Annotated in this window: 24 protein-coding genes and 3 pseudogenes; 11 read left to right on the forward strand and 16 right to left on the reverse strand. The window is 59.2% G+C overall.

Features of this window, described 5'->3' with window-relative positions:
* The first annotated feature begins 84 nt into the window (after nucleotides 1-84).
* The 4 genes from RBB80_RS32170 (at nucleotide 85) to RBB80_RS32185 (ending at nucleotide 3827) form a co-directional block, all read left to right on the forward strand.
* Nucleotides 85-396 (forward strand): tetratricopeptide repeat protein, encoded by a 312-nt coding sequence (locus RBB80_RS32170; protein ID WP_433966154.1) that lies wholly within the window; start codon nucleotides 85-87, stop codon nucleotides 394-396.
* Nucleotides 397-514: 118 nt separating this feature from the next.
* On the forward strand, nucleotides 515-2062 hold the full coding sequence (locus RBB80_RS32175; RefSeq protein ID WP_433966155.1) for a sigma 54-interacting transcriptional regulator: 1548 nt from the start codon (nucleotides 515-517) through the stop codon (nucleotides 2060-2062).
* A gap of 29 nt (nucleotides 2063-2091) precedes the next feature.
* Complete coding sequence (locus RBB80_RS32180) at nucleotides 2092-2469, forward strand: hypothetical protein (protein WP_433966156.1); 378 nt, start codon at nucleotides 2092-2094, stop codon at nucleotides 2467-2469.
* Between the two features lie 113 nt (nucleotides 2470-2582).
* On the forward strand, nucleotides 2583-3827 hold the full coding sequence (locus RBB80_RS32185) for a vWA domain-containing protein (RefSeq protein ID WP_433966157.1): 1245 nt from the start codon (nucleotides 2583-2585) through the stop codon (nucleotides 3825-3827).
* Between the two features lie 38 nt (nucleotides 3828-3865).
* Here the strand turns inward: RBB80_RS32185 and RBB80_RS32190 are convergent, their stop codons facing one another.
* The 3 genes from RBB80_RS32190 to RBB80_RS32200 form a co-directional block, all read right to left on the reverse strand.
* Nucleotides 3866-4015 carry a hypothetical protein gene (locus tag RBB80_RS32190; protein ID WP_433966158.1) on the reverse strand — a complete coding sequence of 50 codons (150 nt, stop codon included), beginning with the start codon at nucleotides 4013-4015 and terminating at the stop codon, nucleotides 3866-3868.
* Nucleotides 4009-5478, reverse strand: coding sequence for a hypothetical protein (locus RBB80_RS32195; protein ID WP_433966159.1), 1470 nt, complete (start codon nucleotides 5476-5478; stop codon nucleotides 4009-4011). Before RBB80_RS32195 ends, RBB80_RS32190 begins: the two co-directional genes overlap by 7 nt.
* Before the next feature lie 213 nt (nucleotides 5479-5691).
* Complete coding sequence (locus RBB80_RS32200) at nucleotides 5692-5832, reverse strand: hypothetical protein (protein ID WP_433966160.1); 141 nt, start codon at nucleotides 5830-5832, stop codon at nucleotides 5692-5694.
* 41 nt (nucleotides 5833-5873) lie between these two features.
* Between RBB80_RS32200 and RBB80_RS32205 the strand changes: the two genes are divergently transcribed.
* Together RBB80_RS32205 and RBB80_RS32210 are read left to right on the forward strand one after the other, a co-directional pair.
* Nucleotides 5874-6164, forward strand: a complete 291-nt coding sequence (locus RBB80_RS32205) for a hypothetical protein (RefSeq protein ID WP_433966161.1) — start codon at nucleotides 5874-5876, stop codon at nucleotides 6162-6164.
* A 113-nt stretch (nucleotides 6165-6277) separates the two neighbouring features.
* Nucleotides 6278-6751: a hypothetical protein gene (locus RBB80_RS32210; protein WP_433966162.1), complete on the forward strand. Its 474-nt coding sequence runs from the start codon at nucleotides 6278-6280 to the stop codon at nucleotides 6749-6751.
* Between the two features lie 6 nt (nucleotides 6752-6757).
* On the opposite strand, the gene RBB80_RS32215 is transcribed toward RBB80_RS32210, so the two are convergent.
* From RBB80_RS32215 to RBB80_RS32260, 10 genes and pseudogenes are all read right to left on the reverse strand, one after another.
* Complete coding sequence (locus RBB80_RS32215) at nucleotides 6758-8149, reverse strand: amidohydrolase family protein (RefSeq protein WP_433966163.1); 1392 nt, start codon at nucleotides 8147-8149, stop codon at nucleotides 6758-6760.
* A gap of 74 nt (nucleotides 8150-8223) precedes the next feature.
* A complete protein-coding gene (locus RBB80_RS32220; RefSeq protein ID WP_433966164.1) occupies nucleotides 8224-8787 on the reverse strand; it encodes an NUDIX domain-containing protein in 564 nt (187 codons plus the stop codon).
* A 20-nt stretch (nucleotides 8788-8807) separates the two neighbouring features.
* Nucleotides 8808-9614 (reverse strand): CocE/NonD family hydrolase, encoded by an 807-nt coding sequence (locus tag RBB80_RS32225; protein ID WP_433966165.1) that lies wholly within the window; start codon nucleotides 9612-9614, stop codon nucleotides 8808-8810.
* Entirely contained in the window at nucleotides 9598-9750 is a 153-nt protein-coding gene (locus RBB80_RS32230; RefSeq protein WP_433970119.1) for a hypothetical protein, read from the reverse strand. Before RBB80_RS32230 ends, RBB80_RS32225 begins: the two co-directional genes overlap by 17 nt.
* Nucleotides 9751-9921 (reverse strand): annotated as a pseudogene (locus tag RBB80_RS32235) (CocE/NonD family hydrolase); the annotation flags it as partial. It lies immediately after the preceding gene.
* Between the two features lie 220 nt (nucleotides 9922-10141).
* A pseudogene (locus RBB80_RS32240) lies at nucleotides 10142-10984 on the reverse strand (CocE/NonD family hydrolase); the annotation flags it as partial.
* 114 nt (nucleotides 10985-11098) lie between these two features.
* Nucleotides 11099-11230: a CDGSH iron-sulfur domain-containing protein gene (locus tag RBB80_RS32245; RefSeq protein ID WP_433966166.1), complete on the reverse strand. Its 132-nt coding sequence runs from the start codon at nucleotides 11228-11230 to the stop codon at nucleotides 11099-11101.
* A 198-nt stretch (nucleotides 11231-11428) separates the two neighbouring features.
* Nucleotides 11429-11689 carry a ubiquitin carboxyl-terminal hydrolase 14 gene (locus RBB80_RS32250; RefSeq protein WP_433966167.1) on the reverse strand — a complete coding sequence of 87 codons (261 nt, stop codon included), beginning with the start codon at nucleotides 11687-11689 and terminating at the stop codon, nucleotides 11429-11431.
* 266 nt (nucleotides 11690-11955) lie between these two features.
* Nucleotides 11956-13497, reverse strand: a complete 1542-nt coding sequence (locus RBB80_RS32255; RefSeq protein WP_433966168.1) for a sigma-54-dependent transcriptional regulator — start codon at nucleotides 13495-13497, stop codon at nucleotides 11956-11958.
* Between the two features lie 56 nt (nucleotides 13498-13553).
* Nucleotides 13554-14504: a sensor histidine kinase gene (locus RBB80_RS32260; RefSeq protein WP_433966169.1), complete on the reverse strand. Its 951-nt coding sequence runs from the start codon at nucleotides 14502-14504 to the stop codon at nucleotides 13554-13556.
* Nucleotides 14505-14849: 345 nt separating this feature from the next.
* Here RBB80_RS32260 and rph point away from each other — a divergent pair.
* Nucleotides 14850-15578: pseudogene (gene rph, locus RBB80_RS32265) on the forward strand (ribonuclease PH); the annotation flags it as partial.
* Between the two features lie 110 nt (nucleotides 15579-15688).
* Here rph and RBB80_RS32270 read toward each other — a convergent pair.
* A complete protein-coding gene (locus tag RBB80_RS32270; RefSeq protein WP_433966170.1) occupies nucleotides 15689-16765 on the reverse strand; it encodes a hypothetical protein in 1077 nt (358 codons plus the stop codon).
* Nucleotides 16766-16978: 213 nt separating this feature from the next.
* Here RBB80_RS32270 and RBB80_RS32275 point away from each other — a divergent pair, with 213 nt between their 5' ends.
* The 4 genes from RBB80_RS32275 to RBB80_RS32290 all read left to right on the forward strand — a co-directional run bounded on the left by RBB80_RS32275 (nucleotide 16979) and on the right by RBB80_RS32290 (nucleotide 20885).
* Nucleotides 16979-18316, forward strand: coding sequence for a sugar MFS transporter (locus RBB80_RS32275; protein WP_433966171.1), 1338 nt, complete (start codon nucleotides 16979-16981; stop codon nucleotides 18314-18316).
* A 451-nt stretch (nucleotides 18317-18767) separates the two neighbouring features.
* Nucleotides 18768-19178: a hypothetical protein gene (locus RBB80_RS32280; RefSeq protein WP_433966172.1), complete on the forward strand. Its 411-nt coding sequence runs from the start codon at nucleotides 18768-18770 to the stop codon at nucleotides 19176-19178.
* 53 nt (nucleotides 19179-19231) lie between these two features.
* Nucleotides 19232-20221, forward strand: a complete 990-nt coding sequence (locus RBB80_RS32285) for a tagatose 1,6-diphosphate aldolase (RefSeq protein ID WP_433969994.1) — start codon at nucleotides 19232-19234, stop codon at nucleotides 20219-20221.
* 184 nt (nucleotides 20222-20405) lie between these two features.
* A complete protein-coding gene (locus RBB80_RS32290; protein ID WP_433966173.1) occupies nucleotides 20406-20885 on the forward strand; it encodes a DUF1440 domain-containing protein in 480 nt (159 codons plus the stop codon).
* A 54-nt stretch (nucleotides 20886-20939) separates the two neighbouring features.
* Here RBB80_RS32290 and RBB80_RS32295 read toward each other — a convergent pair whose 3' ends face one another.
* Nucleotides 20940-21665 (reverse strand): hypothetical protein, encoded by a 726-nt coding sequence (locus RBB80_RS32295; protein ID WP_433966174.1) that lies wholly within the window; start codon nucleotides 21663-21665, stop codon nucleotides 20940-20942.
* A gap of 80 nt (nucleotides 21666-21745) precedes the next feature.
* On the reverse strand, nucleotides 21746-22867 hold the full coding sequence (locus tag RBB80_RS32300) for a purine nucleoside permease (RefSeq protein WP_433966175.1): 1122 nt from the start codon (nucleotides 22865-22867) through the stop codon (nucleotides 21746-21748).
* Nucleotides 22868-22964 lie beyond the last annotated feature (97 nt).

Consider the following 22964-nt stretch of genomic DNA (forward strand, 5'->3'; position numbering starts at 1 on the left):
GCACTGTCAGATCGACTGCAAACTCTCGCGTCAACGAATCGCAAAAACTTGCCAACGCAACCCCGAACAACGCACCATCGATTCATGGACAAGATCGCCGCTCTCACCGAAATCCTCACCGCCGACCCCACCAACGCCTTCGCCCGCTACGGCCTCGCCATGGAACACGTCAGCCAGGGCAACACCGACACCGCCCTCACCGAATTCACCGCCCTCATCCAGCACAGCCCCGACTACGTCCCCGCCTACCAGATGTCCGCCCAGACACTGGCCAAACTAGGCCGCACCGAGGAAGCCCTCGATCGCCTCCATCACGGCATCGCCACCGCAAACCGCACCAACAACCAGCACGCCCTCGCCGAGATGGAGGCCCTCCGCGACGACCTCACAACCTAGAGTTGCGTCCAAACGAATCCGCATTTGATACTGAAAAATATCGGGATTAGTTTCAACTCCACCTACACGCGGGCCTCTCTCCGAACCCTTCGTCGCCGCCAAACATCTATACTTAGACATGGCGACCTTACTCCCGACCACCCTAGGCTCTCTCCGCGCCAGCGAATTCACTCCAGCCCGGCTCGCTCGCAGCGTAAAAGACGAGCTCCGCGAAAATCTGATCGCCAAACTTCGCGCCTCCGCCCAATCCAAGGACGGCAACAAAGCGCCACTCTTCCCCGGCATCGTTGGCTACGAGGACACGGTAGTCCCCCAGATCGTCAACGCCGTCCTCTCGAAGCACAACTTCATCCTCCTCGGCCTCCGCGGTCAGGCAAAATCCCGCATCCTGCGCTCCCTCACCACCCTCCTCGACCCGCACTGCCCCTACATCGCCGGCTCCGAGATCCGCGACAACCCCTACGCCCCCATCTCCAAGTTCAGCCGCGACCTCATCGCGAAGATGGGCGACGACACCCCCATCGCCTGGATGACCCCCGACGACCGCTTCGTCGAAAAGCTCGCCACCCCTGACGTCACCGTAGCCGATCTGGTCGGCGACATCGACCCCATCAAGGCCGCACGCAGCAACCAGGACCTCGGCAGCGAGCTCACCATGCACTACGGCTTGCTTCCCCGCGCCAACCGCGGCATCTTCGCCATTAACGAAATTCCCGACCTCGCCGGCAAAATTCAGGTCGCTCTCTTCAACATCATGCAGGAAGGCGACGTACAGATTAAGGGCTATCCCGTCCGTCTGCCTCTCGACGTGGCCATCGTCTTCTCCGCCAACCCCGAGGACTACACCGCCCGCGGCAAGATCGTAACACCGCTCAAAGACCGCATCGGCAGTGAGATTCGCACCCACTATCCAGAGAACGTAGAAGAAGGCATAGCGATCACCGCGCAGGAAGCCTGGTCCACTCGTCCAGCCTCCAAAATCGAAATCCCCCACTACATCCGCCAGATCGTTGAGCAAATCGCCTTCACTGCACGCGAAGACAAGAAGGTCGACAAGCGCAGCGGGGTCTCCCAGCGACTCCCCATCAGCACCATGGAGTTGGTTCTTTCAAACGCCGAACGTCGCGCCCTGCTCCACGACGAAGCAGTGGCCGTTCCCCGCGTAGGCGATATCTACACCGCACTCCCAGGCATCAGCGGCAAGATCGAACTCGAGTACGAAGGCGAGATGCGTGGAGCCGACACCGTCATCCGCGAGATCATTCGCGCAAGCGTAGCGAACGTCTTCGACAAATACTTCGCCTCTACCAACACCCAACAGATCGAGCAGTGGTTCAACCTCGGCGGCACCGTACAACTCAACGACGAGCAACCCTCCAGCGGATCCCTCGAAGAGCTGAAACAGATCCAGGGCCTCATTGAAAAACTCTCACCGCTCGAGATCAACTCAAAGTCCAAACCCGAGATCGCCGTGAGCGCCGCGGAGTTTCTCCTCGAAGGAATGTACGCCCACAAGCGCCTCAGCCGAACCGAAGAGCGCGCCTTCAGCGCCGCCGAAAAGAAATCCCGCAACGATCAGGCCTCGCAATACGCCGAGAAGATGCGCGAACGCGAGATCGAACGCGACGACTACGCCAAAAGCCGTACCCGTCGCGGCTTCAACTAACCTGCGCCGGGCATCGAGTTGCATTTTTGTTGTCATTCCGCACCCTGAGCGAAGCCGAAGGGGAAGGAATCCGTTATTACAGCCTGACTTCTATGCTCCTGACCTCCACTCTCGCGCTGCTCGCCCTTGCCGCCATCCCCGGGAAGCCGCGCTCGCACATCCCCGCAGACCAGCTCAATGACATCGCCACCATCCTCGCCCACGACGAAGGCTGGCCCATGAGCGACCCAGACTACACTCTCGACCCCATGCATCCAGACACCGACGACGGCTTCGACTCCATCGGCATCTACAAAAAGCCCACCTCGTCCGCATGTACTCCATCGACCCCACCTCCGGCGAAGTCGTCGACTTCCTCCGCGGCTGCCAGGTCTTCCGCTTCGACGACATCAAGTCGTTCCAATTGACGATCAGACAACAATCACAAGCACCAGTTCTCACCGACAAACAGCTCGCAGCCAAGGCCGGCTGCCCGAAACTCACCGTCGTCAACACCCGCTGGGTCCACTAGGTCCACACTATGAAGCGCGTCCGATACACAAAGTTCACCGGCGACCTCGCCTCCTCCTTCGGCCTCGAAGACCTCATGCAAGCCCTCTCCGACTTCCTGCTCGACTCCGGCTTCAACGACCCCATGTCCCGCTTTCAGGAGTTCGACGGCGATCAGACCATGGAGAACCTCCGCGAAGCCATCCGCCAGGCTCTCGACTCCGGCGAACTCTTCGACGACGAAGCCCAGGAAAAGTACGAAGCCCTCTCCGAAGACCAAGTCGAAGAACTCATCGATCAGATCATCCAGAAGATGCAGGAGCAGAACTTCATCAACGCCGAGATGCCCGAACAAGGGCAGGGACACCAGGATGGCAGCAACACCGAAGCCCGCTTCGAGGTCACCGACAAGGGCATGGACTTCCTCGGTTACAAAGCCCTCCGCGAACTCCTCGGCCCGCTCGGCAAATCCAACCTCGGCCGCCACGACACTCGCCACGAAGCCGCCGGGGTCGAGACCAACGGCAGCAGCAAGCTCTACGAGTTCGGCGACACCCTCAACCTCGACATCACCGCCACCCTCTCCAGCGTCTTCGCCCGCGAGGGCATCCGCACCGCCATCGAAGGCGAAGAGCACACGCCGCTCAACATCGAGTACTCCGACGTCCACGTCCACCAGTCCGACTACCAATCCTCCTGCGCGACCGTGGTCCTGCTCGACTGCTCCCACTCCATGATCCTCTACGGCGAAGACCGCTTCACCCCCGCCAAGCGCGTCGCCATGGCCCTCTCGCATCTCATCCGCACCCAGTTCCCCGGCGACACCCTCAACCTCGTCCTCTTCCACGACACCGCCGAAGAGATCCCCGTCTCTCAACTCTCCCGCGTCAAAGTCGGCCCGCACTACACCAACACCCGCGAAGGCCTCCGCATGGCGCAACGCATCCTCGCCCGCCAGAACAAAGACATGAAGCAGATCGTCATGATCACCGACGGCAAGCCCTCAGCCCTCACCCTCCCCGACGGCCGCATCTACAAGAACGCCTTCGGCCTCGACCCGCTCGTCATCTCCGAAACCCTCGAAGAAGTCGCCCGCTGTAAGCGCTCCAACATCATGATCAACACCTTCATGCTCGCCAGCGACTTCTCCCTCATGCAGTTCGTCCAGCAGGTCAGCGCGATGTGCCGTGGCAAAGCATACTTCACCACACCACAAAACCTCGGCAACTATCTCCTCATGGACTTCATGTCCCGCCGAATGAAAACCGTACACTGAACCGGCAACGCTGCTGAATTTTCACGCCCGCGGCAAACCTACTTGCCGCCCTGATCTTCCTCGTCCTTCTTTCCCTTGTGCCCAAGATCCAGCCCAAACTTCGGCGCAGACTTCGTCCCACTCACCTTCACCGGAATCACCGCGCCGGCACCATCTTTCTTGAAGAACGGATCGACAGGCTTCAGCAAAATCGACTTCCACCTCGAAGCCACCATCTGTGACACCTTCGCTTCGGTCCGTATCTTTCCTTCGAACTCGAAGCGCTCTCTATCCAGCGTGTACTCCCCGCGAGCATCACATCGGCTCCCGGCAAAGTGTAGTTAAGCTTACTGAAACTTAGCCGTCCCCCATCCAGCACAAACTGTCCCGCCATCTGGGACTGCACATCTTCCGCACCAGGCTTCGCAGCCTTAGGATCACCCTGCGCCCGCAGACTCAACATATCCACCTTATCCTCCACCTCGGGATTGGTGAAATGAATCTGCTGCAACGTAAGTTCCCCCTTCAATCCAATCTTCTTCGACACGCTCTCCGGTCCCGGGCGAATATGCAGCTTCGTCCTCATCTGCAGCCGCCCCGTCATCACCACTGGCTTCGTCTTCACGGCAAGCTGCAGAAAGTCCTGAATCTCTCCCGCGGGTACGTTAACATCCAAGTCGATGACGTGCCCCTTGCCCTTCACATTCATCACGGCTCCACTGCAGATAAACTCCGATCTACCCAACCGCGCCTGCACCGGCTGTAGATACGTATCTCCGCTGGTCCCATCCACAATCGCGTGAAACTTCGTATGCAACGGCACAGGATGATCTGCCGTATCGAGCGAAAAATTCGGCGTCTCCGTCGTCCCATCCACAACAATCTTGTTCAATTGCCCGCTAAACTCTCCCACTGAAGTCAGCATCCCACCAATACCCTTGATCGTATTCAGGTCCACATGATCGAACGTGTAGTTCCCCGTCACTGTCGAGTCGCCCGGGCTCTCGTTATTCCACGGCCCGAACGTTCCCGTCGCATGGATATCGCCCTTCGGAATTGCATTGACCAGCGTTGCGTCATACCTCCACGGCGCATCCGGCCCAACATTCCGCATCACAATGCGGCTCATCTCGAAGTCCTTCGGCTCCTTACCCGGCTTGAGCGTCCCGATGATCAGCTTCGAATCGTCGAACACAATCTCATCCACCACAATCTTGATCTTGCCCAGATGCCTGCGTCCCTTCGGCGCCTGCTGTCGCATCTCCCGAGGCGGAATGTGAATCGCCATACCGGTGACATGTACCGCCCCAACGCGCATCGGCTTCACAAACAAACCCGACCAATTCGCATGAAACGAAAAATGATCAAGCGCAATCAGAGGATCTTGCGCCCCTGCCGCAATCACCTCGTCCTCGGGATAGATGCGCAGCCCCTCTCCAGAGACCTCAAACCCCTTCCGCACTGAAACAGAAAACCCATCCATCTCCACCCTGCTGTCAAAGCGAGTACTCAGCGTCTCGATCACGCGCCCCTTCAAAATCGGCATGGCCCGATGCACCACGATCCCGCCGATCACCACGAGAACAACGACCGCAATCAGCAAAGAGACCAAAATCCAACCCCACACACCACGATGCTTCGGAGTCTTCAAGTCACTTATTGTTTCGTTCATGTTTTCGTCATTCACAACTTCAGTGCTATTTTTTTGATGCCAAAAAGCTGCAAGACGGTTACGGGGCAATGACCAAATGAAGGCAACCCAGCGCGGTCAACTCCGTCCGCCAAAGAGCGCTTGTAAACAAAAAATACTCATACATCAGAGATTGAGTTACGTTTATCCGTGTCGCCAAAGCCACACATTATCGTCGGTATCCTGCTCCTTTTGCTACCGCTTACTGTTCACGCCGTGCAGATGCACGAGGAACCCACGCGCATTCCCTGGGCTCAGGCAACGCCCAATGGTCTTAGCGCTCTTCTCGTCTACGCTGACCTTCCCGGCAAACATCCTCTCGTCGTCATCACCCACGGGACCTCCCGCGAGCTCGAACCGCGCAACAACGTCACCCCTTGGCTGTTTCTTCCCCAGGCACGTTGGTTCGCGCGTCGCGGCTTCGTTGCGCTCGTCGTCGTGCGCCGCGGCTACGGCTCCTCCAGCGGCAAGCCCGACTACCTCGGCAACGGCCGCTGCCCCACACCGACTACGAGGGTGCAGCCCGCAAATCCGCCGAAGATCTTCGCATCGCCATCACCTTCGGCAGCAGGCTCCCCCAGGTCGATCCAACCCGTGTCCTCGCGGTCGGCATCTCCACAGGCGGCATGGCCACCGTCGCACTCACCGCCGAGGCTCCCAAAATCTAGCCGCAGCCATCAACTTCGCAGGAGGGCGCGGCTCAAACGCCGATCACGAGATCTGCAACTCCGACGCTCTTATTGCCGCCTTTCGCGACTTCGGCAGCCACTCGCGCACACCCATGCTCTGGATCTATGCCGATAACGACAGGTACTTCTGGCCAGAGATCGCTCAACAGTTCGACACCGCCTTTCGCTCCACTGGAGGTCAAGACCAGTTCCTCCACGCACCAGCCTTCGGCGAAGACGGGCATACTCTCTTCAGCCACGGCATTCCCATCTGGTCGCCTATGGTCGACGACTTCCTCAAAGCCCACGACCTTGTGCTTCTGCCGCAACCACTTCCCGACGTAAATCCGCCCGACATCCCACCCCCTACAGACCTCTCCGACCGCGGCCAGCAAGCCTTCCGCAGCTATCTCACCCTCGGCCCGCACAAGGCCTTCGCGATCTCTGCCCATCACTACGCATCCTCCGTAGCGCAGATGACCTCAGAGGATGCACGCAAAGACGCGCTCAAAAACTGCAACCGTCTCGCCGCGCCTGACAAAGAAACCTGCACCGTCGTCTTTGAAGAGAACTCACCCGCGCAGTGAGACCTGCTATTTCGTACGGCCCGGCAGACCGACGATGTTATGTCCATCGTGGTACACCGCAAAGATCCTCTGCGTGTTGCCGATGTCAACCAACGGATCGGCGTCCAGTATCAACAGATCCGCTCGCTTCCCAGCCGCAATGGTTCCACGATCACCCGCGTGCAGCAGCTTCGCATTCTCTCCCGTCGCCACTGTAATCGCCTGCAACGGAGTAAGTCCCGCCCTCACCATCAACGTAAGCTCGTGATGCTCGGCAAACCCTGGGATGCGTCCGGGCAAAGCGCCCGAGTCGGTTCCGAACCCAACGCTCACGCCCGCATCAAACAGCTTCTTCAAATTCTGTTGACCCACTTCGAAGTCTTTCTGATGCTGCGCTGTCTGTGGATCCTGCATGATCTTCTCCGCATACCCAGGCGCGCTAAACTTCGCCATCAACTTCGGACCCGCGGCCTGCTGAAAGAAAGGAGTCTGCATGAACGCAGCATTCTGCGCGTAAATGTACGCCGACTCGTCCACCGTAAACGTCGGCACATACCAGACATGGTGCTGCTTCATCGACCGCACAAAAGCATCATCCACCACTTGGTCCCGCACCGAATGCGCCAGCACATCCACCCCGTCCGCCACCAGTTGCTTCGCATCCTCCAGCGCATACTCATGCGCCGCGACTCGCACATGCCGTTTATGCGCCTCGTCGATCACGGCTTTGTAGATCTCCGGTGTCATCTCCGGCACCTTGCCATGCAGTTTGTCCACCCAGATCTTGATGATGTCCACGCGCTGCGCCGCCATCTCATTCACATCGCGCCTCGCGTCCTTCTCCGTCGTTGGACGATAGATCTGATCCGCCGCCGCAAGCAGAGGAGGCGCGCCGTCCGGCACTCCGATCCCCCTCCCCGCCGTAAAGATAGAAGCCCCACCCAGGCGACCCGCCTGTTGCTCATCACGCAGCACAAACACAAGATCGCGATTCAATCCCAGCGACAAGATCGTCGTCACGCCATATCGCTCATACTGCATCAGCTGCGCGGTCACATTCTCCCGTGTATACCCCGTCGCGGAAGACTCAGCATCATCCACAAGTAAACCCAGATGCGAGTGCGCGCTGATCAACCCTGGAATCACCGTCTTTCCCGTCAAATCACGAACCTGCGCTCCCGCCGGCGCTGCCGTCTCCGCCCCGCCAACCTGCTCAATCCTTCCGTTACGCAGCAGCAACGAAACATGCTCCTGCGGCGGCGCACCCGTACCATCAATCACCCGCGCATTCCGCAACACAACGACTTGTTGCACAGGCGTCTGCCGCCCTGGCACCTGCTGCACCGCCGCATTCTGCGCCCGAGCAAGGGAGCCGCCGAGAAGGATCGTGATCAGAACGAGGTTCCACCGCAGTGCCATATGCCATCCTTAGATGCAGAACGCTCCACCAGGAAACCAGCTACGACGACAGCAACCTGTCAGCAAGGCGCCTATTACCGCGAAACCACCTGCCCACGCTCCCGCCAAAGCCGGTACAACCCCCACGCCGCCACCGAGCAGTTGTCCACGATCGTCCCGTCGAGAATCATCTCCTCGAACGCCCCCACACTCACCCGCCTCACCACCAGATCGCTCTCCTCTGCATCCGGTTCTGGCTTCCCCATCGTCAGCCCCTCAGCCAGAAACACATGCTGCATCTGATTCATCACTCCATACGCGATCTTCAGCGTCGACAGAAGCGTCAAACGCTCCGCCGTCAACCCCGTCTCCTCCCGCAGCTCTCCCCGCGCCAACTCCTCCGGCGCTACCTCCGCCAGCTCCCACCCGCCCTGCGGAAACTCCCAGTGGCGCGCCCCCACCGTATACCGGAACTGCTCAATCAGATAAACAAACTCGCCATCCGCTCCCGCCTCCAGCGGAATAACAATACAAGCCGGATGCTTGTCGACAACCCCATAAATCCCGCGCTTGCCGTTCGCGCGCTCGATCACATCTTCGCGCACGCTCGTCCATGGATTCCGATAGACTTCCCGACTGCTAATCGTTTTGATCTTCACAACCCAGCGTCCTCCACCACTCAATCCCCGTCAGGAACCAGAAATTCAAGATGCGACGGATACTTCTCCGACCCATAGATCGACACCGTCTGTTCCTGGTACGCCCCCGTTGGAGCCGTCATGATATTCGGCACAAACGTCTGCGGATTCCGGTCGTACAGCGGAAACCAGCTCGACTGCACCTCCACCATCATCCGGTGTCCCTTCAGAAACGTATGATCCGCTCCATGCAAACTCCACTTGTACTCAGTCACCTTCCCCGGCGTCAACGCCTCGGGTACCTCAAAACTCTTCTGGTATCGTCCGCGAAAGATCTCATCCACAATCATCAGCTGGTACCCCGCCATCGGCGCCGGCGTGTCGTCCGGATAAACATCGATCAGCTTTACGACAAAGTCCCCATCTGTACCCGTCGTAGAAGCAAACAGATCCGCAACGACGTCTCCCGTCACAGTGACATCCTTCTCCAGCACCGACGATGAAAAGTTCGCCAAATCCTTCCGCCCACTCACAAACCTCTGATCCTCCACCAGCCACGTCCGCCACTTCGACCCATCGCCATACGTCGACTGAATCGGCCGATTCCGATACGGCACCGGATTCGCGGGATCTGCACTATAACTAACCGCCGCCTTCCCGCCTGCTGCAGGTGCGGTCATCCCCAATCCGCCATCCGTCGTCAGAAATAGCTTCGACTCTTTGAATCCCTTCTTCGGAGGCCACGCCTCATACCGCTCCCACCTGTTCACGCCAGTCCTGAAGCTCGCCACGCCAGTCAAATCGAAACCAGCCCGCCCCTTCAGGTACTTCTCAAAAAGAAGCTTCAATCGTCTTCCTGTACTGATCCCCAGTCGCCGCTCCAAAGTCGAGCACGCCAAGATGCCGCGTCGTCGGTCCCCACCCACCATGATTCCACGGCCCCAGCACCATAAACGTTTGGTTCTGCGAGTCATGTGGCTTCAACGCAGCATACTCGGCCTGCGTTCCCCACAGGTCCTCCTGGTCCCACCATCCACCCACCTCGAGCGTCGGCACCTCCACCTTCGTCAGATGTTTCTCCACCGCCATATCCTGCCAGAACTTCGTATAAGCAGGCTGCGTCAGAAATATCTTCGCCGTCGGCAGATCCTCCATCTTCGCCGCATCCGCAGCCCCGGCGAAGTTCACATTGCGCAGAAAAAATCGAAGGTGTCTTCTTTACTCTCCACCCGCGCATCCGTCTTTTGTGCCTCCAACTGTTGCACATAGTCAAAGCCATACGTCTCGCGGAACGCGCCATTATGAAAAAATCATCCCCCATCCACACATTCGTCATCGGAGCCTGCGGCGAGATCGCCTTCACCGCCGGGTGCGCATCAATCCCAGCCGACATCGCCAGAAATCCCGGATACGACACCCCCAGCACTCCCACCTTGCCGTTATTATTCGGAACATTCTTCAGCAGCCAGTCGATCGTGTCCCGCGTATCGGTCGTCTCGTCCACATCATTCTTCGTCGTATGCGCCACGATCGGTCGGTTCATCACAAACCTTCCCTCCGACACATACCGCCCGCGAATATCTCCAAACACAAAGACGTACCCACTCGCCGCCAGCTCCGGCTTACTGCCGTTTACCGCTGCCGACGAAACCCACGAAGTCCCATACGGCGTCCTCTGCATCAAAAACGGCAACGCCTCCCCACTCGTCTCTGACCCCGCCGGCCGCAGAATCACAACATGCAGCTTCACCCCGTCACGCATCGGAATCATCGCCTCGCTACGTGTGTACTCCCGAAAGTGATTCAGCCGCTCTCCCACCAGGCTGACGCGACCTTCCTTGCTCTCGACGCCTGGCTCGCCCCGTTCGCCAAACGTGCTCGCCAATCCGGAGACCTTCCCCGCGGCGTCCCGCACAAAAACAACCCGAAGCTGGTGCGCAAAGAAGTGATCGGCCGACTCAGCCTGCAACTCATATCGCGGTGAGCGCTCGCCTTCGATGTAGAGTCTGTCGCCCTCACGATAGACCGAACTCAGCACATCCGGCTCCGCCTCATCCCGATACTGTCCCACATACTCGTCAAGCGCCCCGGCGGAAAGCGTAATCGCATGCAGCTTGTGCGCGGCCTGAGCCTCCTGCGCACCCAGCACAGCCACCGAAGCCGTCAACCATCCGGAGAGAATCATCGCGCAGCAGCCGCTAATCTTCATCAAGCTCATCCTCACAGTTGAATCATCACGCCGTGAAACAAAAGAGACCGCAGGTACTCAAGAAGAAACGGGTTGAGTAGTACTCAGGGCCCCTCTCTGTCTATGAAATCTGCGGTCTCCTTCTTAGGTAAGAATTACTTCAGGGCTAGCCACACACTGGAAACCCACTCGATTGTGCGACCCGTCGCAAAACGGACGCTTCTCGCTGGCCCCGCACCGGCAAAGCGAAATCGCCGGTTTCCCGTCAGATCCCACTCCTTGCCATCCGCGTCCTTCAAAAGGATGTGACCCTCAACCCGTAGCGGACCATTAGGCCGAACTGTAATCTTTACTGCCTCTTCTGACATCGTTAATTACTCTCTCTTTTGCTAAGGATGCGTTCAGCATAGCAAAATCAGAATGATCGGAGTACGAGCCAACTTCATTTGTCGGCTGCCTCTCTTCCAATATCAATCACACAGCATCGACTTCCATCTCATCCACATAGCACCACCCCCAGCTCTCCCCAGGCTCAATGGATCGCATAATCGCATGCTGTGTCTTATGAAAGTGCTTAGTCGCGTGCTTGTGCAGAGAAGAATCGCAGCACCCCACATGCCCACATTCAAGGCACATCCGCAGATGCACCCAGGTACTGCCAATCTTCAAGCACTCTTCGCAGCCCTTCGCCGACGGCTTCACCTTACGAATCTGATCCAGATGAGTACATTCCATTCGCGCACCTGCCTTCGCCTGATTCTATCTCTAGGAGGCTGCTTGGAAACTGTCCTGCCGGACGGGCCTCCTGCGCGGAGGGCGGTCACTTCGTGACGCGTATACCGGTCGTGTCACCGTCATTCAGCAAAGGTCCTCCCGCTGGTCGGCATCATCTCTCTTCCGACCAGCGGGAGGACCATCGTCGTTCACTAACCACCACAAGGTACACAAGTCACGAAGTGACCGCCCTCCGCGCAGGAGGCCCGTCCGGCAGGACTGGTCTTCTAATCCCCCATCCCCTCCGTAATCCCGTACTCCTTCAGCTTCCGATAAAGCGTAGTCTTGCCGATCCCAAGCAGCTTCGCCGCCATCAGCTTATCGCCCTTCAGCTGCCGGATCGTCCCAAGAATGGCGTGCTTCTCCATCTCCGCAATCGAAACGATCCCGCCGCCCTGCGACGCGCTCATCGTCTCACCCCGTTCCACCCCATCTTCCTCAGCTGCGTGGATCGCCGGTCCCTGCTGCATGCGAAAGTTCTGTAACTGTGTCGGCAGGTCGCCCAGATGCAGCACCGGCCCCGACGACAGCGCACACGCTCGCTCGATCGCATTCTCAAGCTCACGAACATTGCCCGGCCAGTCATACTCTGCCATCGTCCGCAGCATCGAGTCCGAGAAGCTGCGCTCCACGCCTGTCTCCTTCTCCATCTGCTTCAGAAAGTGCGTCGCCAGAACAGCAATGTCCTCTCGCCGATCCCGCAATGGAGGAATCCGCAGGTTCACCACGTTCAAGCGGAAGTAGAGATCCTTGCGAAACCGTCCCTGCTCCACCATCGTCGAAAGGTCACGATTGGTCGCCGCCAGCACCCTCGCCGAGATCGGTCTAGCCTGCGTCGCTCCCACTGGCCGAACCTCCTTCTCCTGGAGCGCTCGCAGCAGCTTCGCCTGCAGATCCAGCGGCAGTTCACCAATCTCGTCCAGAAAAACTGTCCCGCCTTCAGCCGAGGCCAGCAGCCCTTCCTTCGCTCGATCAGCGCCCGTGAAAGCGCCCTTCACATGCCCGAACAACTCGCTCTCAATCAGCGTCGGCACCAGCGATCCGCAGTCCACCGGCACAAACGGCTTCGCCGCGTTCGGCCCATTGAAGTGAATCGATCGCGCCACCAGCTCCTTGCCCGTCCCGCTCTCTCCCAGGATCAAAACCGGATGCGTCGAAAAAGCCACCTTCGACAGAATCCGATACAGCTTCTCCATCTCAGGAGAACGGCCTACCAACCCGCCCAGGCCCTGCTGCGTCCGCAGCCTTTCGCGCAGCTGTCGGCTCTGTACGTCCATATGCAGTTGCTGCCCCGTCCGCTCCAGCACCGCCGTCAACTCCTCCAGCGCAAACGGCTTGGTCAGATAATCTCCCGCACCAATCCGCATCGCCTCTACCGCAGACGACACCGTCGCAAACGCCGTCATCACAATCACCGCCGTGTCCGGATGCAGCGCCTTCACCTGCTCCAACAACGGCAGACCACCGCCACCCGGCAACTTCAGGTCCAGCAGCAACAGATCGATCCGCCTCTGCTTCAATATGGTCCGCGCTGCCGTCGCACTCTCAGCGCCAACCACTTCAAACCCCATCCCCGCGGCGATCTGGCAGCAAGCCTTCCGCACCGCCTCATCGTCATCGACCACCAGCACATGCAGCAGCCCCAGATGTTCCGCAGAGCTCACCGCGTGCGGCGCAAAGACCGGCGACAAGCCCACCAGCACTCCCGACGGCGAGTCCCCGCCTCCTTCCCCGCTCCTCCGCTCACCATTCACTCCCTCGTTCAACACAGAAACACCTCCTGCACCGTTCGTTCTCGTTCCCGCTGTTTCAAAACCCGTGATCCTTAGCATGCGATCCATCCTGCTTCTCCCCGTACGACCATCTTCACTCCGGAATCGTTCATTCTCGTCCTCTCCATCTCCAACTCCTCCAGCTCGACCACCGCGTCCAACCGTTTCATCGCGCTCCACTCCACCGAGATGCTCGTCCCCACCTCCGGCTGGCTCTCAACATTCAGACATCCGCCCGAGATAGCCACCAGCTCCCGCACCACGCGAAAGCCAAGCCCGCGCCCATTCGAAGAGGAGATCCCACCGGTCTGCATCAACCGTCGCACCGCCGCCTGATCCATCCCGCAGCCGCGGTCGGTCACCGTCATCACCACTTTGCGCCGCACATCCTCGCCTTCGTTCTCCACCTGCTGCAGCACGCCCTCCACATGGATCGAGATCGCTCCCACCCACGGCGTCGCCTCTGCTGCATTCTTCACGAGGTTCGTCAGTATCCGCTCCACCGACTCCACCGGCACCTTCACCGCCTGAAACGCCCCCACGCCATATGAGATCTCAACAGTGCGCCCGGCCACCCGGCTCAGCAGGCCCCTGCACCGATCCACCACATCCGGCAGCACAGCAAACTCTCCCTGAACCTTCGTCGACCTTCCAGCACGCGCATGATTCACCAGCCGGTCAATCATCGCCCAGCTGCGATCGCTCAACATCCTAAGCTCGTTGGCATATTCCTTGTGCTCTTCATGAAGCACTCCAGGCAAGGCCAGCAGATCAGAGTAAAGACTCAGCGCCCCCAGCAAATTCCCCGCATCATGCGCCAGCCCCGCACCCTCTGCCACCCCCGCAATCGCCGCCACCTCGGCAGCAGGCGCATCCGCCGTCGTCCGCACCGTCGGCATCGCCGAGCCACCAAGACCCCTCTGGCGGGTCACATGGCGAAGTGCCGCAAACTTCCCTGAATAAATCTCTGGCCCCGAGGCAGTACCACTCTGCATTGCCTGCATTCCGTAAATCCACCATTCTCCTGCTTAGTAACTTACAGCAGGTGCACTTCTGTAATCACTTCAAGTGCCAAACTGGAACTCCCTCCCTAAGTGATTACACATCAAGCGAAAACTCCTCCAATTCACCTCCCCGCCCAATTCGGACACAGTCCCAATATGGAACCAAGATCAAGCCGCTCCCACAAAACCCTCAACAAAACACCAATTCAAATCAGTCTTCCCATTGTGGGACAAGTCCCATTTCGGAACACTCCCACAAATGGCTCACATAACACCCAACCCATCGCTCCCGGAACCCCACAACTATAATTCCCTCATGTCAGTAACCACCGCCACACCCTCCCCCAGCTCTTCCGCCCCGACCACCGCCCCGCCGACGCCCTCCGCACCATCCGCATCACCCCGCACTACGTCGCTATGGCCGAGGGCTCCGTCCTCATGGAGTCTGGCAACACCCGCGTCCTCTGCAACGCCACCATCGAGCAGGGCGTTCCCGGCTGGCTCCGCAACTCCGGCCGTGGCTGGGTCACAGCCGAGTATGGCATGCTCCCCCGAGCCACCCTCACCCGCACCGCACGCGAGAGCGAACGCGGCAAGGTAGGCGGCCGCACCCACGAGATCCAGCGCCTCATCGGCCGCAGCCTCCGCAGCGTGGTGGACATGAAGGCTCTCGGCGAGCGCACCATCATCCTCGACTGCGACGTCCTCCAGGCCGACGGCGGAACCCGTACCGCAGCCATCACCGGAGCCTGCGTTGCCCTGGCGCTCGCTCTCGGCAAGCTAGTCAAAGCCGGCACCCTCAAGACATCCCCACTCAAGCAAATGGTAGCCGCCACCTCCGTCGGCATCGTCGACGGCAACGTCCTGCTCGACCTCGCCTACGAAGAAGACTCCCGCGCCGCCGTCGACATGAACGTCGTGATGCTTGCCAACGGAGGCCTCGTCGAGACCCAGGCCACCGCTGAGCACGACTCCTACACCCGCGCCCAGCTTGGCCAGATGCTCGACTTCGCCGAAAAGGGCATTCACGAGCTCCTCGCCGCGCAGCGAACCATCCTCGACCAAGCCGTCTAAGCCCGCCCCGACCAACGGGAGGACCCGGGCTCTACCCAGCCAGGACCGGTACAAGAGTCACGAAGTGACCGCCTCCCGCGCAGGGAGCCCGTCCGGCAGGACCGCCCGCATCAAGCCGCCTCACGAGCTCCCATCGAAGTACCAGCCGAGGCCGCCAACTCCAGCGCAGGCTGCCTATTCGCCATCATCATCTGCACCAGCAGACCCTCTTCAACGATCAAAACCGTCGCACACACAATCAGCGGAATCAATTCGCCAAACACCCTCGTCTCGACCAAAATCCCATACACGAACATGAACCCGAACCAGACAGGCAGAAGCCACAGCCAAGTCTCCAGCCGCGGATCGCGAATCCTCCGCCGCATCACCACCACGAACACCAGCAGATATCCGCAGGCGCTCATCAACTGCGGCCACGCCTGCGGAAACAGCAGCGACTTCACATTCCAGTCGATCCGCGGATAGAATTCCGACACATTTCCCGCGAACACATGCCGAAGAAAGATCTGCCACCCCGCCCAAAATAAAGCTAACGGCACGACTACGCCCAGACTCTGTACGCGCAGCATTCGAGACCATCGCAGCCGCCCACCCTCCACCGCTTCATTCAGCAAAAACAACGGCAGCAACAGCAGCGTCGTCTCCCGGTTCAGCGTCGCGATCACAAACAGTCCCGCAAAATAAATCCAGTGCCGCCGAAAGTACATCAGGTACATCGCCGTCGCGAAGAACGCCAGGCTCGGCAGATCGTAGACGAATCGAAAGTTCTGCACCGTATGCATCACATAGGTCGCGGCACAGGCTGCCAGCAGCAGCGGATAGACCATCGGCGTCAGCAGCCGCCTCCGCGAACTCGCCTGGTAGATCTTCGTCGTCATATATCCGGCCACCAGCAGGCAGCCCACATTGATCCCCGCCTGCACCAGCACCTCAGGAGACACCGGTTTAGGAAACCAGAAGTGTGACTTCGACAGCGGTCTCGCTAACCACCCAAGGATGCTGCTCTCATGAGCCCACCGCAGCGGCAGCATCATCAGGCTTCGACCCTGGAACGGCATCCGCTCCCGGCCCTCTTCGTATAGCAGAGTGTTCACATAGGGCCTTGCCAGCCATAGATAGCACCACACAAACTGCACAGTCGCGAAGACATACACCACCATCAGATAAAGTCGCTTGTGCCTGGACATAGGCTCACCTCGTCAAAAACCGCATGCCACTGGCTTTCGGCAAGGGAATGTGCAGCCCCCGTTCGGCCGCAATCACCTCCTACGATGACCCGATCCTTACTACGGGTTGCAACAGATAACACCTCTCTTGCAACCAGATGCTCAAGCCCGCACTCCAAACCTGTAGAATCTGTGACGCTGACATTAACTAGCTTGCAGAGGCAGGGAAATCCTTTGAACATAACCACGACCCAGCAGACCGCCTCCACCCGCGACCCCCAGGCCACTGACGTTCGCGCCATGAGCATCGCCACCGTGCTCTTCTTCATGTGGGGCTTCCTCACCTGCCTCAACGACATCCTCATCCCCCATCTCAAAGGCATCTTCAGTCTCAACTACGGCCAGGCCCTGCTCGTCCAGTTCGCCTTCTTCTCGTCCTACTTCATCTTCGCAATGCCCTCCGGCAAACTCGTCGACTGGCGCGGTTACAAACAAGCCATGGTCATCGGCCTCATCGTCATGGCCGCCGGAGCACTGCTCTTTCTTCCTGCCGCCAGCACTGCATCCTTTCCCCTCTTCCTCTCCGCGCTCGTAATCCTGGCTGCCGGAATCACCTGCCTTCAGGTATCGGCCAACCCTTACGTCACCAACCTGGGCCCGCAGGCCACCGCCGCCAGCCGCCTCAACCTCGCTCAGGCCTTCAACTCCTTCGGAACCACCATCGCTCCCTTCTTCGGCGGAGCGCTCATCCTCGGCGCCATCCAGGCCTCTCCCGAGACGCTCAAATCCTTCTCCACCGCAGCCCTCCAGACCTACCGTGAGCAGCAGGCCTCCTCGGTCCGCCTGCCCTATCTCGGCATCGCTCTCACCCTTCTCGTCCTCGCCGTAGCCATCGGCCTCATCAAGCTTCCGACCACCGACTTCACCCGAGACTTCCGCCCAGGAGAGCTCGCCAGCCGCCCCGCCGGCAGCATCTGGCATCAGCCGTATCTTCTAATGGCAACTCTCGGCATCTTCGTCTACGTAGGCGCCGAGGTCTCCATCGGCAGCTTCCTCATCAACTATCTCGGCCTGCCCCACATCATGAGCTTCCCCGAGCGCACCGCCGCCCACTACGTCTCCTTCTACTGGGGCGGAGCCATGATCGGCCGTTTCATCGGCTCCTACGTTCTGCGTTACGTCAGCACCGGAAAAGCCCTGGCAGCAGCAGCCTTCATCGCCTTCTGCCTCGTCCTCACCACCATGGCCACAGGAGGTCCAGTCGCCCTCTACACCGTCCTCGCCATCGGCTTCTTCAACTCCATCATGTTCCCCAGCATCTTCAGCCTCGGGCTCGCCGGACTAGGCGAGCTCACCAGCAAAGGCTCAAGCCTCCTCGTCCAGGCCATCGTAGGCGGCGCCATCCTCCCGCTCGCCGAAGGACATCTCGCCGACCGCGTAGGAGTTCAGCACGCCTTCATCATTCCCGCCGTGTGCTACATCTACATCGCAGTCTTCGGCTTCCTCGCATCACGCCGTAAAGACATCGACCAGGACCCCAGGCACCCCTCCCACACCGCAGCCGGTCACTAGCAGACATACTCGCAAAGTGAAACACTGACCAGCCCTGAGCCCGTTCTCCCTCACCCAACCCAAACCGATCGGGTGCCCCATCCATCGCGTTCTCTGCAATGGGTGGGAGAGATGGATCTCAGCCTTTCGCCGCCGCGAAGGACCCCCCAAAGGGAAAACCAGAAAGATCCTGTCAAGTGCCAATTCCAGCTAAACCAAAACCGCACAACAACTTACACGTGGCGTATGAGTTTCCTCGCATTTGATAAACTAGAAAGAGCATCAGAAACACAAAGCCTCGGGGCGCACCCGGGGCTTTTTCTATTTAAACCTCAACCCTAACTCCTTTGTTAAGAGGAATCTGCAGCTAACCCCTTTGCCAGCTTATTTTTACCTCCCCCTACACCCCGTATCTCCAGCAAAAGACGCAACTTACACGCGGGTAATAGGAGGGGGTCCCCCCGGAGGACACATGCCATACCCCACCTGCCGTCACCTCAAGTCCACCGGAAGCCGGTGCCAGTCGCCAGCCCTCACCGGCAAAGTCTGGTGCTACTTCCATCAACACCTCCACCAGCGCCGCCGGCCGGCCCTATCCAGCACCAACCGCAACTTCAAGCTGCCGCCCGTGCCAGACCGCAGGTCCGTTCAGTCCGCTCTGTCTCTCGTCATCACCGCCCTCGCCAACGGAGAGCTCTGCACCAGGCGCGCCGGACAACTGCTCACCGCACTGCAGATGGCCTCGGGCAATGCCTCGCTCCTCGAAGCCGCCGCACCGCCTGACGCCAAACGCAACAGCGCCGCATCTCATCCTCAGCCCGGCACCTCCCCTCAACCCATCCACCCACTTCACACCGAACGTATCGTCCGCTGTGTAAAATGACCCTTCGTAGTCCTTCCATCACTCAAACCGTATCAGGAGACAAGCACCCCATGATCAAGTTGACACCAGGAAAGCTAGCCGGCCTCAAAGCCGTCTCCGACCATCGTGGCGTGATCGCCGCCGCCGCCATGGACCAGCGCGGATCCCTCCAGAAGTCCCTCGCTAAGGAGCGCGGAGCAGCCGCCGACGCCCACGACCTCGAGGAGTTCAAGACCCTCGTCACCTCCGTCCTCACCAAACACGCCTCCGCCATCCTCCTCGACCCCGAGTTCGGCCTCCCAGCCTCCAAGCACCGCAACGGCAAGGGCCTCCTGCTCGCCTACGAGAAGACCGGATACGACGCCACCACCCCCGGCCGCCTGCCCGATCTCCTCGACGTGTGGAGCGTCCGCCGCTTGAAAGAGGCCGGAGCCGACTGTATCAAAATTCTCCTCTACTACACCCCTTTCGAGAAGACCCCGGTCAACGATCTCAAACAAGCCTGGATCGAACGCATCGGCGCCGAGTGCGTCGCTAACGACATCCCCTTCTTCCTCGAGTTCGTCGGCTACGACGCCGAGGGCGGTGATGAGAAGTCGGTTGCCTACGCCAAGAAAAAGCCCGAGATCGTCTCCGGCTCCATGGCCGAGTTCGGCAAGGCACACTACAACGTCGACGTCCTCAAGGTCGAAGTCCCCGTAGAGATGGCCTTCGTCGAAGGCACCAAGTCCTTCAAGGGCGAGAAAGCCTACACCCGCGCCGAGGCCCTGCAACACTTCCGCGACGCCGCCACCATGACCCACAAGCCCTTCATCTATCTCTCAGCCGGCGTCTCCAACCCCGTCTTCATCGAGACCCTCGAATTGGCGGTCGAGTCCGGAACCACCTTCAACGGCGTTCTCTGCGGCCGCGCCACCTGGAAAGACGGCATCCCCATCTACGCCAAGCAAGGCCCCAAAGCCTTCGAAGACTGGCTCAACACCACCGGCGTAGAAAACATCACCAACGTCAACAACGCCCTCAAATCCGCCCACTCCTGGCACGCCAAGGTCGAATCCAAATAGACCTCCGCCCGTGACAACAATAAAGGCGCTGCATTCGTGCAGCGCCTTTTCATTGACAACAAAATTGTTCACTAAACCTTAGTGACAACAGACTCGCCCTATCGTAAAACGGCTTTCGTGCAAACACCCTAAGGACGCTGGGCCGCATCGTAAGCTAGATAAATTGAGAAAAGGGTTGAACAAAATGAATCGGTCGCAAGGGAAGACAGTTACAAGGTCGCTGGCGAAGGGCCTGCTGGCAGGGTTAATTGGTGGCTTGGTGGCAACAGCAGCAAAGACACTTGCAGAAAAGATCTATCCGCCGCGTACTCACGGAGAACCAGAACCATTCACAGTGCTGGCGGAGAAGCTCGTCGGGCACGAGCTTGTGGGAACCGAAAGGGTCATCGCGACGGAGACACTTCACTGGGGATTCGGAGCTGCGGCTGGCGCTGCTTATGGAGCGTTGGCAGAGTACTATCCGCAAGCCACGGCCAAGGATGGTGCGGGATTCGGAATGGCACTATCTTCCCTGACCCATGGAACAACACTTCCTGCGCTTGGTATTTCGGCAGAGCCAGAAGAGCAGACAACCCGCGAACGTACCAGCGAGCTGGCCACCCACGTAGTCTACGGAATGGTCACAGAGACCGTCCGTCGGACCGTAAGAAAGATATTGGGATAGAGACCACGCACGATTTGTCAGAACCGTGGCACTCTCCCTTGGTCTCTAAATGGACTAAGAGAAGGAGGAGTGCCACAGTTTGTTTGCCCACAGACGTTCTCCGCCTTCGTATCGGTTAGCGAAGTTACTGATGAGAACACCAGCGTCTTCGTCAATCTGCGATGCATAGTTGAGAACCAGTCTGCGCTTGCGAACAATGGCATCTGCTGCGGGCTCGTCGGTGCGGCAGACGATCTCAGTGAGTGGATCGTTTCGTTCGGCGGCAGACGAGTTCAGAACCTCGAGGTCGGCGGAAGCCGAGGAATGGATAGCCACCTCTGGAAGATCTTCATAGAAGGCGGTGGGCAGCGACGCGGTAAAAGGTATGGAGGCTTCCCGGACGGTCAGGTGGTCAACATGATTGCCCAGTCCGGCAGGAACGACCATTGCCTCCATCGTTCCTAGCTCCGATTGGCGCGTGAGGGCTCTGCGGATCTTTTCGAGCGAGGGGTCGAGGGAGTTGACGGGTGTGCTGTAAAGCTGATCAATCGGCACTCTACGACGAATGGGCGCATCTTTGAGGTTCAGGTCAAGCATCTGCAGATTATTCTTGAGACCCTTCGGCAAAGACTCTTTCATCCGCTGGAGAAACAGCTCATCTTCACGCAAACGCATGGCCGAGACATACGAAAGCTCGTCGTTTTCGTGAACGAACGCAGCGTCTGAGTAGGGAGCGTAGCGGCTTCGGGTGAAGACGTTGAGAAGCGTAACCGTGTGGCGGGCAGTAAGCCAGTGAGTCATGGCAAGCGCGAGGGAGAAGGCAGCATCATCGCGGTGCGGGGAGAGAATGAGGATCTTCAGTGTGGGCTCCAGAGCCTATTTTACCGGGGCGGCGCCGACGGGATGTGGTCGCGGGTCTGGGGCCAGTTCGCAACCAAGTGATCCACGACCAGGTGGCCAACGCGATAAGCAGCATCGAGTGCCGGAAGGTACGCGCTGTACTGCCGAATTTTCGTTTCGCCGAGGCTTTCGGCGGCGGTAGCGCCTGGGCGCTGCTGATCGAAGTTGGACGCCGTTCGGAGTACAAGGACACGGTTGATATCGAGCCGATGCGCGTGCGCAAGCCAGGTGAGGGACTGCATGGTGCCGGTATCCTCCATGCCACAGATCGCGTAGGTGCCATGGCCATCGGTCTGATACTTCACCCAGTCGCGGGCCCATTGGTTGAGGAGCTTGCCGTGCCAGAAGGTTGAGGCGGAGAGATTATCACCCCGCAGAACGAAGGGAGGGTGGTGAGCCGCTTCTTCGGCGTACTGCTGGCGGCGAGTCGCCATTGCTGGTGTATCGGGAAGCGGCGTGTCCTTGGTAAGTGCGAACGCCCAGTCAACAAGAGAGGTGTTGAGGTGATAGATGTTGCCGTCGTCGCCAAACCTGGCAGCTCGGGGCTGCTCATACGGAGTGGACTTGCCAAGTGGCACGTATCCCGTCGACCAGTCTTTGGGAATTTCGCGCGCATCGATCTCATGAGCAAGGTCTCCGTCGACGATGTAATCGGACCAGACTGCAGAGCCGAGCGAGCCCATGCGAGGGTCGATGCCGCCGATACCAGCAACGAGAAAGTAGGCATGTGTAAGGTCGAATCGCGGATCGAGGCCCAGCGCCATCATAGTGGCGGCAGTGCGGGCGGTCCCCACGCCAGTAAGCACGCCGAGAATCCCTTTTTCTTCATTGAGTCGGAGCTCGTGATAGCCCGCGGCAAAAGGGATAACCGTGTCGAGGTGTTCTCGCTCAACCCAATACTGATACTCACCTGGTGCATCGCCGATATCAGCTCCTACTTCAAACATATTGATCACCACGACTTTGATCTCGATCGGCTTGGAAGTCTTGTCCGAAGCGCCGGTGAGATCAGTCAGGTGCCGGTCGACGCTGGAGATTGGCGCGAGGGGAGGCGGACAACAGGCATTTGCAGCCACGCTCGACACAGCGAACACGAGAAGCATAAAAAAGAGGCGCATAGGCAATGGTAGCGTAGCGGCAGCCGAAAACTCTGTAACGCGTGAGCGAACGCCAGCACTATATGCGCAAAGTCAAGAAAGG

The sequence above is a fragment of the Tunturiibacter gelidiferens genome, assembly GCF_051013345.1.
GTDB lineage: Bacteria > Acidobacteriota > Terriglobia > Terriglobales > Acidobacteriaceae > Edaphobacter > Edaphobacter gelidiferens_A.